General features: G+C 35.0%; 14 protein-coding genes and 1 tRNA gene. 9 read left to right on the top strand and 6 right to left on the bottom strand.

The features are described 5' to 3' along the window. Positions 1-151 precede the first annotated feature (151 nt). Complete coding sequence (locus VB248_RS00390; RefSeq protein WP_323294750.1) at positions 152-631, top strand: flavin reductase family protein; 480 nt, start codon at positions 152-154, stop codon at positions 629-631. Between the two features lie 132 nt (positions 632-763). On the opposite strand, the gene prmA is transcribed toward VB248_RS00390, so the two are convergent. From prmA to VB248_RS00370, 4 genes are all read right to left on the bottom strand, one after another. Then, a complete protein-coding gene (gene prmA / locus VB248_RS00385; protein ID WP_323294749.1) occupies positions 764-1,597 on the bottom strand; it encodes a 50S ribosomal protein L11 methyltransferase in 834 nt (277 codons plus the stop codon). Positions 1,598-1,781: 184 nt separating this feature from the next. Continuing rightward, positions 1,782-2,627, bottom strand: a complete 846-nt coding sequence (locus tag VB248_RS00380; RefSeq protein WP_323294748.1) for a hypothetical protein — start codon at positions 2,625-2,627, stop codon at positions 1,782-1,784. Between the two features lie 152 nt (positions 2,628-2,779). Further along, on the bottom strand, positions 2,780-3,601 hold the full coding sequence (locus VB248_RS00375; RefSeq protein ID WP_323294747.1) for a HipA family kinase: 822 nt from the start codon (positions 3,599-3,601) through the stop codon (positions 2,780-2,782). 257 nt (positions 3,602-3,858) lie between these two features. Continuing rightward, positions 3,859-3,931, bottom strand: a tRNA-Phe gene (locus tag VB248_RS00370). A gap of 261 nt (positions 3,932-4,192) precedes the next feature. On the opposite strand from VB248_RS00370, the gene VB248_RS00365 reads away from it, so the two are divergent. The 7 genes from VB248_RS00365 (at position 4,193) to VB248_RS00335 (ending at position 10,708) form a co-directional block, all read left to right on the top strand. After that, positions 4,193-5,521, top strand: coding sequence for a (Fe-S)-binding protein (locus VB248_RS00365; protein WP_323294746.1), 1,329 nt, complete (start codon positions 4,193-4,195; stop codon positions 5,519-5,521). A 74-nt stretch (positions 5,522-5,595) separates the two neighbouring features. Beyond that, on the top strand, positions 5,596-6,588 hold the full coding sequence (locus VB248_RS00360) for an alpha/beta hydrolase (protein ID WP_323294745.1): 993 nt from the start codon (positions 5,596-5,598) through the stop codon (positions 6,586-6,588). A 76-nt stretch (positions 6,589-6,664) separates the two neighbouring features. Next, on the top strand, positions 6,665-7,540 hold the full coding sequence (locus tag VB248_RS00355; RefSeq protein ID WP_323294744.1) for a sterol desaturase family protein: 876 nt from the start codon (positions 6,665-6,667) through the stop codon (positions 7,538-7,540). Between the two features lie 16 nt (positions 7,541-7,556). Beyond that, complete coding sequence (locus VB248_RS00350; protein WP_323294743.1) at positions 7,557-7,988, top strand: PBECR3 domain-containing polyvalent protein; 432 nt, start codon at positions 7,557-7,559, stop codon at positions 7,986-7,988. A gap of 139 nt (positions 7,989-8,127) precedes the next feature. Next, entirely contained in the window at positions 8,128-8,925 is a 798-nt protein-coding gene (locus VB248_RS00345; protein WP_323294742.1) for a (Fe-S)-binding protein, read from the top strand. Between the two features lie 254 nt (positions 8,926-9,179). Next, positions 9,180-10,259: a 23S rRNA (adenine(2503)-C(2))-methyltransferase RlmN gene (gene rlmN / locus VB248_RS00340; RefSeq protein WP_323295055.1), complete on the top strand. Its 1,080-nt coding sequence runs from the start codon at positions 9,180-9,182 to the stop codon at positions 10,257-10,259. An 8-nt stretch (positions 10,260-10,267) separates the two neighbouring features. Next, positions 10,268-10,708: a DUF3291 domain-containing protein gene (locus VB248_RS00335; RefSeq protein ID WP_323294741.1), complete on the top strand. Its 441-nt coding sequence runs from the start codon at positions 10,268-10,270 to the stop codon at positions 10,706-10,708. A 40-nt stretch (positions 10,709-10,748) separates the two neighbouring features. Here VB248_RS00335 and VB248_RS00330 read toward each other — a convergent pair whose 3' ends face one another. Both VB248_RS00330 and VB248_RS00325 read right to left on the bottom strand, forming a co-directional pair. Continuing rightward, a complete protein-coding gene (locus VB248_RS00330; protein ID WP_323294740.1) occupies positions 10,749-11,432 on the bottom strand; it encodes a response regulator transcription factor in 684 nt (227 codons plus the stop codon). Positions 11,433-11,481: 49 nt separating this feature from the next. Further along, positions 11,482-13,233, bottom strand: a complete 1,752-nt coding sequence (locus tag VB248_RS00325; RefSeq protein WP_323294739.1) for a sensor histidine kinase — start codon at positions 13,231-13,233, stop codon at positions 11,482-11,484. Positions 13,234-13,508: 275 nt separating this feature from the next. Between VB248_RS00325 and VB248_RS00320 the strand changes: the two genes are divergently transcribed. After that, positions 13,509-14,303 (top strand): T9SS type A sorting domain-containing protein, encoded by a 795-nt coding sequence (locus VB248_RS00320; RefSeq protein ID WP_323294738.1) that lies wholly within the window; start codon positions 13,509-13,511, stop codon positions 14,301-14,303. The last annotated feature ends 288 nt before the right edge of the window (positions 14,304-14,591 follow it).

Here is a 14,591-nt window from a genome sequence, read left to right as displayed (position 1 = left end):
ACTTTTTTGATTAACAGTTTTCAAAGTTACATCAAATTGTAAAATTCAGGACAAATAATATTGGTAATTGAGCAACTGGTTACTAAAATTCAAGCTTTTATAGTTGTTTCATGACCTGTCTTACAATCTAAAAATCCTAAATACGCTACTTATGACTAAAGCATTATTAAAATACAAAAATTACGATGTACATTCAATCACTACGGTTTCTTTATTAGGAAAAATAAATGCTAACATTGCTACTTGGGTAATGCAAAGTGCTATGCAAGGCAAATTTATTACGGTGGCTCTCGACAAAACAGATTATACTATTGAGTTGGTAAAGGAAAGTATGATACTGAATGTAAATCTTTTAGCAAAAGAACAAGCCAAAAAACTTATACCCAAACTGGGTAGAAAAAGTGGTAGGACTTCAAACAAATTCATCAACCTTCCTTTTGAGATGGACGAAAGAGGTTGCCCGTATTTAACCGAAGCCATTGGCTATATTCAATGCCGCTGTGTAGGAAATATCGACTCTGGCGACCATGAATTGTTTGTTTGTGAAGTATTGACTCAAAAAGTACTCAACCCCGAAAAAGAAGTTTTGACGAATGATTACTTGCGAGCGGAAGGATTGGTGAGGGGGTAAAGGGCTTTCGGCTGTCAGCAATCGGCTTTCGGTTTTAAGAAAATAAAAACGGTAACCGTGAAGGTCGCCGCTACGTTTTTTTATCACTTTCAGTTTAAAGCTGAAATCAGAAAGCTGACAGCCGAAAGCCACTTATTTTCTTTCAAAAATCACCGCAGCCCAATTGTTTTTGTTTTCGGTATGTGTTTTTGTTAAACCTGATTCGTTTGCTACTTTTTCAATATCTTCGATGTCGTGCTGATAAAAACCACTAACAATTAATTTTGATGGAGCAGCTTTCATAAATTCAACATATTTTGGAATATCACGCATCAAAATATTACGGTTGATATTTGCCAAAATAATATCGTATTGGTCGGCAGGTTCATCTTCAATTGTTCCCTGACGAATCACTACATTTTCACAAGCATTTAGCTCTACATTTTCACGAGAATTTTCAGCCGCCCATTCTTCAATGTCAAAACCTGCTACTTCCGAAGCCCCCAATTTTGACGCAAAAATGGCTAAGATACCCGTTCCACAACCAACATCTAATACTTTTTTGGCTTGATGGTCAATCTCCATTTGTAAACTCAACACCATCGAAGTAGTTTCATGATGTCCCGTTCCGAAGGACATTTTAGGATTAATCAACAATTCATATTGAATATTTGGGTCAGGTTCATGGAAATTCGCTCGTACTCTTACACGCCCATTGGCGGCTAAAATTGGCTCATAGTTTTTCTCCCATTCCTCATTCCAATTCTTTTTCTCTAAAGTCGAGTAGCTATAACTAATAGGAGTCATCGCTAAATAACGCTCCATAATTTCATCCAGATTTTCTTCCGAAAACAAGTCCTCCGTAATGTAAGCGTTCAAACCCTCCACTTCTTCGGTAAAAGTTTCGTAGCCAATTTCACCTAACTCCGCCATGAAAATATCCGAAAATTCTGGGTTGATGTTTAGTTTTACTTCTATGTAGTTCATGATTAAATTTTGATTTGCTTGTTTGCAATGCCAAAGATAATATTTTTCTATGGGTGGGTTTGAATAATTTTGAAGTGAAGTTTAAAATAAGCATACAACAACAGACTCTTAGTGGTTTGTCAAACGAATATTTGTTAGTAGTACCCACAAAAAAAGAGAACCATTTTTTCGGTTCTCTTTAGATTTATAAATTTAACGCTTCCAAAGTTCGCTGGGAATATTCCTCTAATTGGTTTTCTGCCCAAAGCCTTACACACTTTACTTGTTCTAAAATTGTAATAGCTTCATCGTACTTTTTTACAAGTGATTTCTGCTTTGGTTCTGCTAATAAAATATCAAACATTGCCTTGTTTTCATCTGCATAGCTTTGCAGAAGTGTAAATTTACCAAAATTTAGCGTTGCCTTTCTGATGATAGATTCAGGCATTTTTAAATCTAAACTTACTGGGCTTACAATATTATAAGTACCATTCTGCCAAGCAAACGGGAAAGAGTACTCTCCTATCCTTTTATTTTCTTCGATTTTGTTTTGAGTAAAAATTTGCTCGTTACCTAACTTTATTTTCTTTCTATACTCTTTTATCAAATACTCCTCAGTATGGATTTTATAAGGACTTTCTTCAACCTCATAAAAAGACAAGTACAAATCTTTTAACTGTGTTATAATATCCTTAATATTCTCTGTGTAGAGAATACTTGTTTTAATTTCCCCAAACTGCAATGCAGAAGCATCTTTTATTAAAAGTTCATTATTAATAAATTCAATTGGGCGATTTTTGTAGTCATTAAAAATTTCAGGTTGACGATTCAGAGCATGAACCTTGCCATCAATACCCTTTAAAAAAGCTTTTAAAGTACGTTCTGCAATACTATTCGGATAGGCATAACGAAGACGATTTAGTTTTTCAGGATAAACAAAAGCAATTTTTTGTTGGTCAGGAAACAATACCAATAAGCCCACATTCAATACTTCTCCAGAAGCTGAATTATAGTGATATTGAAGAGGGCTATATTGAAAAATGTTATTCATCTTTTGTTTCAATCCTTATTTTATTAAGATTTAAAATCTTTAAATTATTATTCTAATTGCCTATAATTTTAGGCATTAGGTAATTTTTATTCGCTATTTCAATTCCAAATATATACGACTAAATAGACAAACTCTTTTACTTCTTGCTTGACTCAAGCAATCTTTTGAATCAATAAATCACAAAACTTATCAGGTTTGGACTTTATTTCATAAATATATTCTTTTATCAAATCAAAATTCCCTATCGAAATTTGATGTTGACTTAGGAAAAATGCCGTCTCATCCAAAATATTAGCATCTAAGTTTTTTAGATAATACCAGAACGTACCAAAAATATCCTTTTTTGCTCGTGATGATAAACTTTTCAACAAAGGATAAAATAAGTGTCTTTCAGCCTGATAATTCCAAATATTATTCTTGAAGTCTGCGATTACTGGATTGTCGGAAGCATTGACATCATCTGAAAAGTAAAAAAGTTGTTCATGATCAATCAACAAAAAATGTTCATCATTAACTAACAGATTGGGTTTGTTTCGGTATCCACCTCTATCTAAGTTGAGTACAAAGTTATCGAAAGCAAAAATGGTAGCCAAATCATAATCTTTTAAATGGGATTTTAAGTTATTTGTATCAACAATCTGCATTCCATTAACCCACTCACAACCAAATTTCAATCCATTATCTCTTTGTGAAAGTATATCCTTTTCAGCCTGTCGGAGTTGATACTCAACAAACGGTTCTGAAAAATTCACTAACCCTGCTTCTGGAACATTTAATTCAAACTCACGAGCCAAGACATTACCAAATAATTCTTTGGCAATAGCATGTTGCTGTAAGAGTTGTCGTTTCGTAAATATCTTAACTAAAAATGGTCTGATGTGATTATTTTCATCTACAACCAACACTCGCCACGGATAAGTAGAACCACCAACACCCACAATTTCCTGAAAAGATATAGCCTCGTAAATCTGCAAGTCAATACGTTTATTTTATTTACTCAAATATACTCTTTTAGTCTGTATTTGATGAAGAGTATAAGTATATTTTCAGGATTAACAATTGACTCTTTCTAAAGCCAAGACTTAAAGAATCCTTGCATAAAATTGTGGAATTGGGACTGGGAAAAGAATTGAAATTGGAGGTGGTTTGAAATTCTTTGTAAAAAACTGTCCCCCAAAGCTACTCCGAAAAAGCAAAAACCCCTCAAACGTTGCGTTTAAGGGGTTTTTTGTGGTAAAGGGCGGACTCGAACCGCCGACACACGGATTTTCAGTCCGATGCTCTACCAACTGAGCTACTTCACCTGAATCCCGCCTGTGTTTCGGGACTGCAAAGGTAGAAAACTTTTTTTTAAGACCAAACATTTTCCGAAAATAATTTCAAAAAAATTTAAAATTATTTTCAAATAGTATGCTTGCATACTATTTGAAAAATCAACATCTTTGTATCACACAATAAAATCAGTAAATTGTTAAATAAAGTACAAGATTTACCTTAAATTCATCAAAAAGGGTTCTGATTCATTTTAAAAATAAATAAGTACCAAAACTTATTTTTTCTGAACTATGCAAATCATCCAACAAATTCTCTTCGTAGCAGCTTTCGGTTTGGCGGCTTATTTTATTTCAAAACGCATACAAATCATAAAAAAAACCATTCTATTGGGCAGAGATGAAGACCGTTCGGATAATCCTTCTGAACGATTGAAGACGATGCTACGCATTGCATTCGGACAAAAAAAGATGTTCGACCGCCCCATTGTTGGCATTATGCACTTTGTCATTTATGCAGGTTTTTTGTTGATTAATGTTGAAGTACTGGAAATTGTATTGGATGGTATTTTGGGAACTCATCGGCTTTTTGCTCCTGTTTTGGGTAGCTTTTATACTTTCTTGATTAATTTCTTTGAAATATTAGCCGCTGGCGTACTCTTGGTTTGTGTGGTGTTTTTGATTCGTAGAAATATTACCAAAGTAGAACGCCTACAAGCTACTCGGCACCGAGAATTAAATGGTTTTCCTGTCATTGATGCCAATAATATTCTTTTTGCTGAAATTATTTTAATGACGGCTCTCCTCAGTATGAATGCTGTTGATAGCATTTTGCAAGAACGTGGCAACGAACATTATCATCCAGTGGGTTCTTTTGTAATTAGTACTTTCTTGAAACCCATTTTCAGCAATTGGAATGAAACTGCTCTAATTATTTACGAACGCACGGCTTGGTGGCTACATATTTTGGGTATTTTGGGTTTTGCTTTGTACGTTACTTATTCCAAACATTTACATATTTTCTTGGCATTCCCGAATACATACTTCTCGAATCTGAAAGCAAAAGGCGAAATTCCGAATATGCCAGAAGTGACAAAAGAAGTACAAATTATGTTGGGTTTGGCACAGCCTGATACTGAGGCAAGTACTGAAATTGCTCGTTTCGGAGCGAAAGACATCAAAGATTTATCTTGGAAAAACTTAATGGATGCCTATTCTTGTACAGAGTGCGGTCGCTGTACTTCGTCTTGTCCTGCCAATTTAACGGGCAAAGCTTTGTCACCACGAAAAATCATGATGGATACCCGTGACCGACTTGAAGAAGTAGGTAGAAACCTTGTTGTAAACGGTGGCATTTTTGTAGAAGACGGCAAAGCTTTGTACGGAAGCTATATTACTTCCGAAGAGTTGCGTGCTTGTACTACTTGCAATGCTTGCGTGCAGGAATGTCCGATTAATATTTCGCCTTTAGATATTATTCTGCAATTGCGTCGCTATCAAATCATGGAAGAATCAGATGCTCCAGCTTCTTGGAATGCAATGTTTTCAAATTTAGAAACCAATCAAGCTCCGTGGAAATTTGCGACTTCGGATAGATTCAATTGGGCGAATGAAGTGAAATAAAGCTGTGAGTTTTGAGCTGTGAGCTATGAGATTTCTGAAATTATTTTAGTAAGAAACAAAACAATTTTTGAATAATGAAACCATTATCAAGAGTATTAATTATACTGTTTGTCGTTGGCATTTTTGGTTATTTAATGGGGCCAAAGCCTGATGCCCCTTCGATGAAAGTACCCGCTTTTGAATTGCCAGATTCATTGGCGGACTTAGAAACAAAAATCAATACTGCTGAAAAAGCCGTAGTAGGCATTCGCCCAGACTGTGAAGCAAGAATCATTTGGGCTGATACCGCCAAAAAAGTAAAATCAAAATTAGCCATTGTATATATCCACGGTTTTTCGGCAAGTCAGGAAGAAGGCGACCCAGTTCATACCAATTTGGCAAAGAAGTACGGAGCAAATCTGTACTTGGCTCGCTTGGCTGGTCATGGCATTGATTTGGGCGATTCTACAATGAAAAACGTAAAAGCCGATGATTTTATTAATTCAGCCGAAGAGGCTTTGGCAATTGGCAAAAAACTGGGAGATGAAGTAATCGTGGTCGGAACATCTTTCGGCGGAGCGTTGACTTTGTATTTGGCTTCGCAACATCCAGAAATTAAAGCCATCGTACTCTACTCACCTTGTATCAAGATTTTTGATAATAATGCCGAATTGTTGGACAATCATTGGGGATTAGCTATGGCAAAATTGGTGACAGGTTCAGAGGTAAGAGACTTCCCTCCTCACAATCCGATTCATGCCAAATATTGGAGTACGCATTATCATATCAATGGCGTAATTGCTTTACAGAATTTCTTGACAAACGTAATGACTCCAGAAACTTTTGCAAAAGTAAAATGCCCAACTTTTTTGGGATATTACTATAAAAATGAAGAAGAACAAGACAAAGTAGTTTCTGTGCCAGCGATGCTAAAAATGTATGATGAATTAGGCGTGGCTACCAATCAAAAACAAAAAGTAGTTTTCCCAAATGCTGGAAATCATGTGATTGGCTCTTATGTTTTATCAAAAGATTATCAACACGTTCAAAGAAAAACTGAGCTGTTTTTAGATAAAATTTTAAAATAAAGGCTTTGGGCAATCAGATTTCAGTTGTCGGTTATTTTCAAATTTAGCTCATTTTCAAATTTTCAAATTACGCTCAATGGCTCCTAATCTAATTTTATACGCTGTTCCGTTTTTTGTGCTGACGGTTATTCTTGAGGCAATTTTTATTACTCGTGAACAAAAAGATTATTTGGAAGTAAAAGACACTTTTACTTCTATCGCTTTGGGTTTGGGAAATTTATTCACGGGCTTAATCACGAAAACGTTTATCGCTTTTATCTTTTTGTACTTGTACGAAAATTTTCATGTTTTTACTTTAGACGGTTCGGCTTGGTGGATGTGGGTTTTAGCGTTTTTCGCCGATGACTTTAGTTATTATTGGTTTCACAGAGAAGCACATCTGATTCGATACTTCTGGGCTTCGCACAAAGTGCATCATTCATCTGAAAAGTATAATTTGGCAACGGCACTTCGACAAACTTGGACGGGCAATATTTCGGGTTCATTCATTTTTTATCTGTGGATGCCCATTCTTGGTTTCCATCCCATCGTCGTGGTGATTATGCAACAAATTAGCTTGCTTTATCAGTATTGGATTCACACCGAAACCATTGGTAAAATGTGGAAACCTTTTGAATTTATCTTTAATACGCCTTCGCATCATAGAGTGCATCATGGTTCGGATGTGAAGTATTTGGATAAAAACTACGCAGGTATTTTGATTATTTGGGATAGAATGTTCGGTACTTTTATTGAAGAAGAAGAGCGACCGACCTATGGTTTGACCAACAATTTAAAGACTTATAATCCTGTGAAAATTGCTTTCAGCGAGTGGATTGATATTGCCAAAGACGTTTGGAAGGCAGGTTCACTGAAAAACGCTTTCAACTATATTTTTGCTCCTCCGGGTTGGAGTCACGATGGTTCAAGAAAAACGGCTAAACAGATGCAGGAGGAAATAAATAGAGACTAAAATTTCATACATACCAATGGATTTAAACGAAATTCTAACCTTAGCAAAAACAGACACCGAAAATAAAAACAAAGTTTTGATTATTGGTGAAATATCTCCAGAGTTATCTGTTCTTTTGACAAATCAATCAGGTATTGAACTAAGAAATTATCGGTTTTCGATAGATGTTTATGCTGTAAAACATATTATTAAAAATCATGGAATACCTGAAATTGAAACACCAAAAGGACAAGTAGCTATTACAGACGAAGATTTTACCCTAATCCCTGAAATTTTAGAGAATCCTGATGTTGTTTTCTATGATGGAAAAAATAAGTTGGGAAAAGATGTTTTTCAATTTCAGAAAATAATTGGTGACAAATACGTAATTATTAAAGAAGTGAGAACAGGGAAAAAACAGTTAGCACTAAACTCAATGCGTATAATAAAAAAGAACCATCATTCCTGACAGTTCCTTTTAAAAACAACGAGCGAGTGCCTAAAAATATTTATCCCTCCTCCTAACGTCCAAAACGTCTTTGTTCATTGCAAATATAGTGAAAACTTAAAGACTTATCCAGCAAAATAAAAGATTTATCAATAAAGAAATGACACAAGAAATAGAATATAAAGTGCCAACAATGGCAGAAATGATGAGTACAGGCGAAAGCCCTGAGATTTTGTTTTGGGTGGGTTGTGCAGGTTCGTTTGATGACCGATACAAAAAAGTAACGATTGCTTTTACAAAAATCCTAAATCAAGTTGGGATAAAATTCGCTGTACTTGGCACAGAAGAATCTTGTACAGGTGACCCCGCACGCAGAGCAGGAAACGAATTTCTATTTCAAATGCAAGCCACTATGAATATTCAAGTATTGGATGGTTATGGTGTAAAAAAAATCGTGACGGCTTGTCCACATTGTTTTAATACTTTAAAAAATGAATATCCAGCTTTGGGCGGAAATTATGAAGTAATTCATCACTCTACTTTTTTGCAACAATTAATTGATGCTGGAAAAATAAAATTACAAGGCGGTGGCGAATTTAAGGGCAAGAAAATTACTTACCATGATTCTTGTTATTTAGGACGTGCCAATGATATTTATGAGGCCCCACGCTCGGTTTTGGAAGCATTAGATGCTGATTTAGTAGAAATGAAACGTTGCAAGACCAAAGGTTTATGTTGTGGTGCTGGCGGCGGACAAATGTTTAAAGAACCCGAAAAAGGGAACAAAGACATCAATATAGAACGCATTGAAGACGCTTTAGCCACAGGAGCAAGCACCATTGCCGTAGCTTGTCCATTTTGTATGGTAATGATGTCGGACGGTGTGAAAAACAAAGAAAAAGAAGATTCTGTAAAAGTATATGACTTGGCTGAATTGCTGTTGGAGGGGATGAAGTGAGAAAGTATTATGCTAAAATACCGTTTATTGAAGGCATGACTTCGATTCATGCCTTCAATAGTTTTAAAGCTACAATATTAATATTTATAAACATTTGATTATCAATCCCATACCAACATCTTGGTTTGGTTTGTTTTTATCCTTAACTTTGTGAAAAATTAACCTAAAGAGTAAAGACGCCAATCTTTGCTCTTTTTTTGTCGATAAAAATAATCTTACTTTCGGTAAAACTCAGAGTAACGATTGCCAAATTCATGGAAAAAGCAACAATCACCAAAAAAGATATACGTAAATTATCGTTGGCTCAAATCAAAGATTTCTTGACAGAGCATGGCGAACAGGGTTTCAGAGCTAAACAAATTTATGAATGGCTTTGGAAAAAATCGGCTCATACTTTCGAGGAAATGACTAATCTTTCTAAGAAAACTCGTGAGTTGTTAGAAAACAACTTCGACATCAGAGCCGTAAAAGTATCTGAAAAACAAGTAAGTTCAGACAGAACCATCAAATCATCCTTTGAATTATTCGACCATAATTTAGTAGAAGGTGTATTGATTCCTGCCGACGATAGAATGACAGCCTGTGTTTCTTCGCAAGTGGGTTGCTCGCTTACTTGTAAATTCTGTGCTACGGGTTATATGGACAGAAAAAGAAACCTCGACCCAGCCGAAATTTACGACCAAGTAGTTTTAATTCGTGACCAAGCAGAATCGCATTACCAAACTCCGCTTACCAACATTGTGTATATGGGTATGGGCGAACCTTTGTTGAATTATGCCAACGTGTTGTCGTCTATCAATTACATCACTTCGCCCGAAGGCTTAGGAATGTCACCAAAACGTATTACAGTTTCTACGGCTGGTATTGCAAAAATGATTACAAAATTGGGCGATGATGAAGTAAAATTCAATTTGGCACTTTCGCTTCATGCCGCCAACGACGAAAAGCGTAATCAAATTATGCCCATCAACGAATCCAATACTTTGGAAGCTCTGAAAGATGCTTTATTGCATTTTTACAAGAAAACGGGCAACAGAATTACCTTAGAATATATTCTTTTCTATCGTTTCAACGATACGTTACAAGATGCAAAAGAGCTTTGGGAATTTGCCAAACAGTTTCCTTGTAAAATCAATATTATCGAGTACAACCCAATTGCTGAAGCCAATTATACCAATACTGACCCACAAACTTTATCGAAATTTGCTCAGTTTTTAGAAAGTAAAAACATGGTTGTAAATGTTCGTCGTTCAAGAGGGAAAGATATTGACGCTGCTTGTGGACAATTGGCTGGCAAAAAACCGCCCGTTGTAAAAGAAGAAGTAACCATCTAAGAAGCTATATGAAGAAAAAACTTTTAGCTCAGCTAAATATTTCAAGAATGATTTCTGCAAATATCCAAGACCCCTTGATGGCAGATTTTGTTGCACAATTGGACCGCATCAATCAACTTGCTGAAAGTAGCAAAGGCTTTGTTTGGCGATTGAAAGATGAAGGTGGTAATGCTACCAGTATTCAACCTTTTGATGATGAGAGAATCATTGTGAATATGTCTGTTTGGGAATCTATGGACGATTTAATGGAATATGTTTTCAAATCTGCACATTCGGCAGTAATGCGAGACAGAAACAAATGGTTTGAAAAATTCGGGAAAGCTTCTACTGTATTTTGGTATATCGACGAAGGACATACACCAAGCCTTGAAGAAGCCAAAGAACGACTGGAATATTTACAGAAAAACGGAGCATCGGAATATGCTTTTGACTTCAAAAATAAATACTAAATAAAAAAGCATTGGCTGTATATCGCCAATGCTTTTTTATTTATACTATCAATTTAAAACCTTCTCCATGTAAATTAACAATTTGAATATCAGGTTCTTCTTTTAAGAATTTTCTCAATTTCGTAATATACACATCCATACTTCTGGCATTGAAATAAGTATCGTCGCCCCAAACCATTTTCAAAGCAAAACTTCTACTTACAGGTTTACCCATGTTTTCACAAAGTAATTTCAATAGTGCCGATTCTTTCACTGTCAATTTTTGCGAAACGCCATCTCTTACTAAAATTTGCTTCTCAGCATCAAAAGCAAAACCTTTGATTGTGAAATTTGAAATCTTCTCGTTTTGTAACTCTACTTTCTGGCTTCTTCGCAAAACAGCTTGCAGGCGAGCCAACAACTCTTCCATCGAAAAAGGCTTGGTCATATAATCGTCTGCACCCAATTTAAACCCTTGCAAAGTATCCTCTTTCATCGCCTTTGCCGTCAGAAAAATGATTGGCGTATCTTTATCAGACATTCGTACTTCTTTTGCCAAAGTAAAACCGTCTTTTTTAGGCATCATTACATCAAAAATACAAAGGTCGTAATCTTGCTGTACAAACTTTGTAAGAGCCTCATCGCCATCTTTTGCTAAAATAGTTTCGTAGCCTTTTATCGTTAAATATTCTTGAAGTAAAGTACCTAAATTGGGGTCGTCTTCGGCAAGGAGAATCTTCGTCATGTTAATAAAAATAAATAGGAATAATGATTAATTGGATATACTAATTTTGTTATGAAGTAATGTAAATCGGTAAAATTACCTCAAATTCACTACCTTCATTCAGCTTACTTTGTACGTTTATTTTTCCGTGATGTTCTTGAATCATTTTCTTTACATAGCTCAATCCCAATCCAAAACCTTTAACATCGTGTAAATTACCAGTTGGAACTCGATAGAATTTTTCAAAAATATTCTTCAAAGATTCTTTACTCATCCCAATACCTTTATCTTTTATCGTAATTGAAATTCCCTTTTCGGTATTCTTAGTAGCAATCGTAATTTCAGGTTTTTCGGGTGAATACTTGTTGGCATTATCCAAAAGATTAAAGATAATATTGGTCAAATGTACTTCATCCGCTTCAATTTCTGTGATTTCAGCCTGTAAATCTAAGTCGATGATGCCTTCACGCAATTCAATTTGCGGACTAATATTTTCTAATACTTTCTCAATAATTTCATGAACATCAACCGTTTTCAGCTTCAATTGTACGTCTCCTCTTTCCATTTGAGCCGTTTGGAGTACTTTCTCTACTTGCGAACCTAAACGCTTATTTTCATCTCGAATAATACCTAAGTACCGTTTGAACATCGACGGACTTGCCGCAATGGCTTCATCTTGTAACATTTGAGTCGCCAACGAAATGGTAGAAATTGGCGTTTTAAACTCATGCGTCATATTATTGATAAAATCATTCTTAATATCAGCCAATTGTTTTTGCTTTACAATCGTACTTACAGCTACATAAAAGCAACTCAAAACCACCAAAATCAACAACAATGAAGTGGCGTACATTACCCAAATATTTCTGATAATGTATCGGTCTTGATTTGGGAAATATACTCTCAGATAATTCTCAGAATTGGCATAATCATTCGGAAAAAGATTGACGATATAAGTATCTTTATTGCTCTTCAATCCATTCATTTTATACTTCATCGACGAGGCATAATGCAAATAATTGGGTTCTTCTTGGCTACTAATTCCGTACTCAAAAGGAATTTCTATTCCCTTCATTTTGATTTCATATTTCAACAAAGAATCTAATACTTGGTAGTTGATTCGTTCATAAATATTTCTTTTTGAAAACAAGAAATCATTAAACACCTCTTTGGCAATTTCTGCTTTGTTTTTCACTTTATTGCCAGTGTCAATTACTACCTCATCTACATGCCTTTGATTTACTTTTACTTTTTTTCGTTTTTCCATCAAAGTATTGGCTTTTTGCATAGAATCTTGCTTCAAAAGCATATTTTGATGTTGTTGCAAAACTTCTGTAAAAATTTCATCCAACTGCTTGTGTTCATTCAAACGGTTTTGAAAATCTTGCAAATCCATGTTCATCGAAAATTCCTGATATTCACGAATTTCGCCATTAGGTAAAATTTCCGTTCCTTTAGAAACCAAAATATCAGACGGAAAAGGCGTAGCTCCAACTTTATCCAAACCCAAAGCCGACTGGTTTGCTCCACGACTGGGTACTTTTTCTTTTGCTTTGTCTTTTACTTTTTCTGTAATAGGCTTGGCTATTGCCAAAAGTTGCTTTTGTTTTTCTTCGGCTTCTATTTTTCGCTGTACAAAGTAATAAAACTCTTGCTTACCAAGTTTACGCACTACTTGTTGCATCGCATCACGAACATCGCTACCAAACTGGTCATTTTTTGAACGTACAGTAAAACCCAGCCAATACATTTGGAAGGCTATTAAACCCAACAAAGCAAAAGCCATCAAAGCGATAATATATTGTATCTTTCTTTTAGTCATACTTTCTCAACCATTTTGCCAGATTGCTAAACACTTATTTCAATCTTTTTCAAGTGCAATGGAGCATTTTTCAATTTTTCAGAATAATCTATTGCAACTTTTCAAAAGTGTCTGTGTCTATTTCATGGCAACAAAATTAAACTAAAACTGAAGCAATCTAATCCGTTTAACATCTTTTAACAAAGAACAATGATTTGAAACAGAATAGGTTGATTAAGTTTGTTTGATGAAATTTTTAAATTGATTTTAACAAAATCCGTAAACTCAGTAATACTATGCAAAATTACATTAAAACACTCAGTACAGCCATTTTGCTTGTAGGTAGCTTGTCGGCAATGGCTCAGAAAAATATCACTCAAAACATTGAGGAAAAAGACGGTAAACTTAAAATCCACGTAGAAACAACCGAAAAAGGACAAAAACAAGTTTTCGACCGTACTTATAATGCCCAAGGCATGAATGCTGAGGAAAAAGAAAATCTAATCAACCACATTACAGATTCGCTTTTTGCAGCCAATGGCGACCAAGCACGCAAACAAATCAGAATTAAAGTTGATAGAAACGACGACATTGCCATCAATGAGCCACGTTCAGCTCGTTCTCCACGTAAAAATCAGAAGCGAATTGAAATTTACAAGGACGGCAAAAAAATTGAGAAAAAATTTGACGATAATGACCAAGATGAACTTGAATTTGAATTCAACGATGGCGAGCATGACAACCTTTTTGGTTCGTTGCAACCGATGATGAAGGAGTTTAAATTCAACTTTGATGGCGACTTTAAAAATTTAGACCCATTCAATGAATCAAAAACGGTAAAAGCTCTCAAAATTTATCCGAATAAGCCTTTCGATAATAAACTGAATCTAAAATTTTATACGCCTGAAAAAGGAGATGTGAACGTAATCGTTACCGATGTAAATGGAAAAGAGGTTGGTTCTCAAAAATTCAAAGATTTTCAAGGCGAATTTATGGGACAAGTTGAATTAAAGAAAAATACCAAAGGCACAGTTTTCGTTACTGTTACACAAGGAGAAGACGGTACAGCTAAGAGAGTAGTGATAGAGTAATTTGATTGGGGTGTTACAGAAAAGAGTAGTTGTTTTTCAACAATTACTCTTTTTTTATTGGAATCAATTTTAATAAAAGTACAACCAAGCGTGGGTTTGTCTTAATATTTCTTCAAATTGGCTTTTAAAATCATTTTTTGTACCAACAGAAAAATTTACTCGCCTTTTTAATACAAAAAGTAGAGCCTTTAAACAGCTTCATTTTTACAGTTTCTATTTTTAGAAGTAATAAATAGTCCATTTTATGTTTTGAATTCATCCAAACCATGAAAAAATCTCAAAAAAAAT

This window comes from Arcicella rigui (genome assembly GCF_034929435.1).
GTDB classification, from domain to species: domain Bacteria; phylum Bacteroidota; class Bacteroidia; order Cytophagales; family Spirosomataceae; genus Arcicella; species Arcicella rigui.
Note: the sequence above shows the minus strand (reverse complement) of the source record. Positions and strands in the feature narration are given on the sequence as shown.

Excerpts from the sequence above, each read along its gene's own strand:
- VB248_RS00380 (WP_323294748.1), bottom strand. The coding sequence starts at position 2,627 with ATGAATAACATTTTTCAATATAGCCCTCTTCAATATCACTATAATTCA.
- VB248_RS00360 (WP_323294745.1), top strand. The coding sequence starts at position 5,596 with ATGAAACCATTATCAAGAGTATTAATTATACTGTTTGTCGTTGGCATT.
- VB248_RS00350 (WP_323294743.1), top strand. The coding sequence starts at position 7,557 with ATGGATTTAAACGAAATTCTAACCTTAGCAAAAACAGACACCGAAAAT.
- VB248_RS00335 (WP_323294741.1), top strand. The coding sequence starts at position 10,268 with ATGAAGAAAAAACTTTTAGCTCAGCTAAATATTTCAAGAATGATTTCT.
- VB248_RS00355 (WP_323294744.1), top strand. The coding sequence starts at position 6,665 with ATGGCTCCTAATCTAATTTTATACGCTGTTCCGTTTTTTGTGCTGACG.
- VB248_RS00320 (WP_323294738.1), top strand. The coding sequence starts at position 13,509 with ATGCAAAATTACATTAAAACACTCAGTACAGCCATTTTGCTTGTAGGT.
- VB248_RS00325 (WP_323294739.1), bottom strand. The coding sequence starts at position 13,233 with ATGACTAAAAGAAAGATACAATATATTATCGCTTTGATGGCTTTTGCT.
- prmA (WP_323294749.1), bottom strand. The coding sequence starts at position 1,597 with ATGAACTACATAGAAGTAAAACTAAACATCAACCCAGAATTTTCGGAT.
- VB248_RS00390 (WP_323294750.1), top strand. The coding sequence starts at position 152 with ATGACTAAAGCATTATTAAAATACAAAAATTACGATGTACATTCAATC.
- VB248_RS00365 (WP_323294746.1), top strand. The coding sequence starts at position 4,193 with ATGCAAATCATCCAACAAATTCTCTTCGTAGCAGCTTTCGGTTTGGCG.
- VB248_RS00345 (WP_323294742.1), top strand. The coding sequence starts at position 8,128 with ATGACACAAGAAATAGAATATAAAGTGCCAACAATGGCAGAAATGATG.
- VB248_RS00330 (WP_323294740.1), bottom strand. The coding sequence starts at position 11,432 with ATGACGAAGATTCTCCTTGCCGAAGACGACCCCAATTTAGGTACTTTA.
- rlmN (WP_323295055.1), top strand. The coding sequence starts at position 9,180 with ATGGAAAAAGCAACAATCACCAAAAAAGATATACGTAAATTATCGTTG.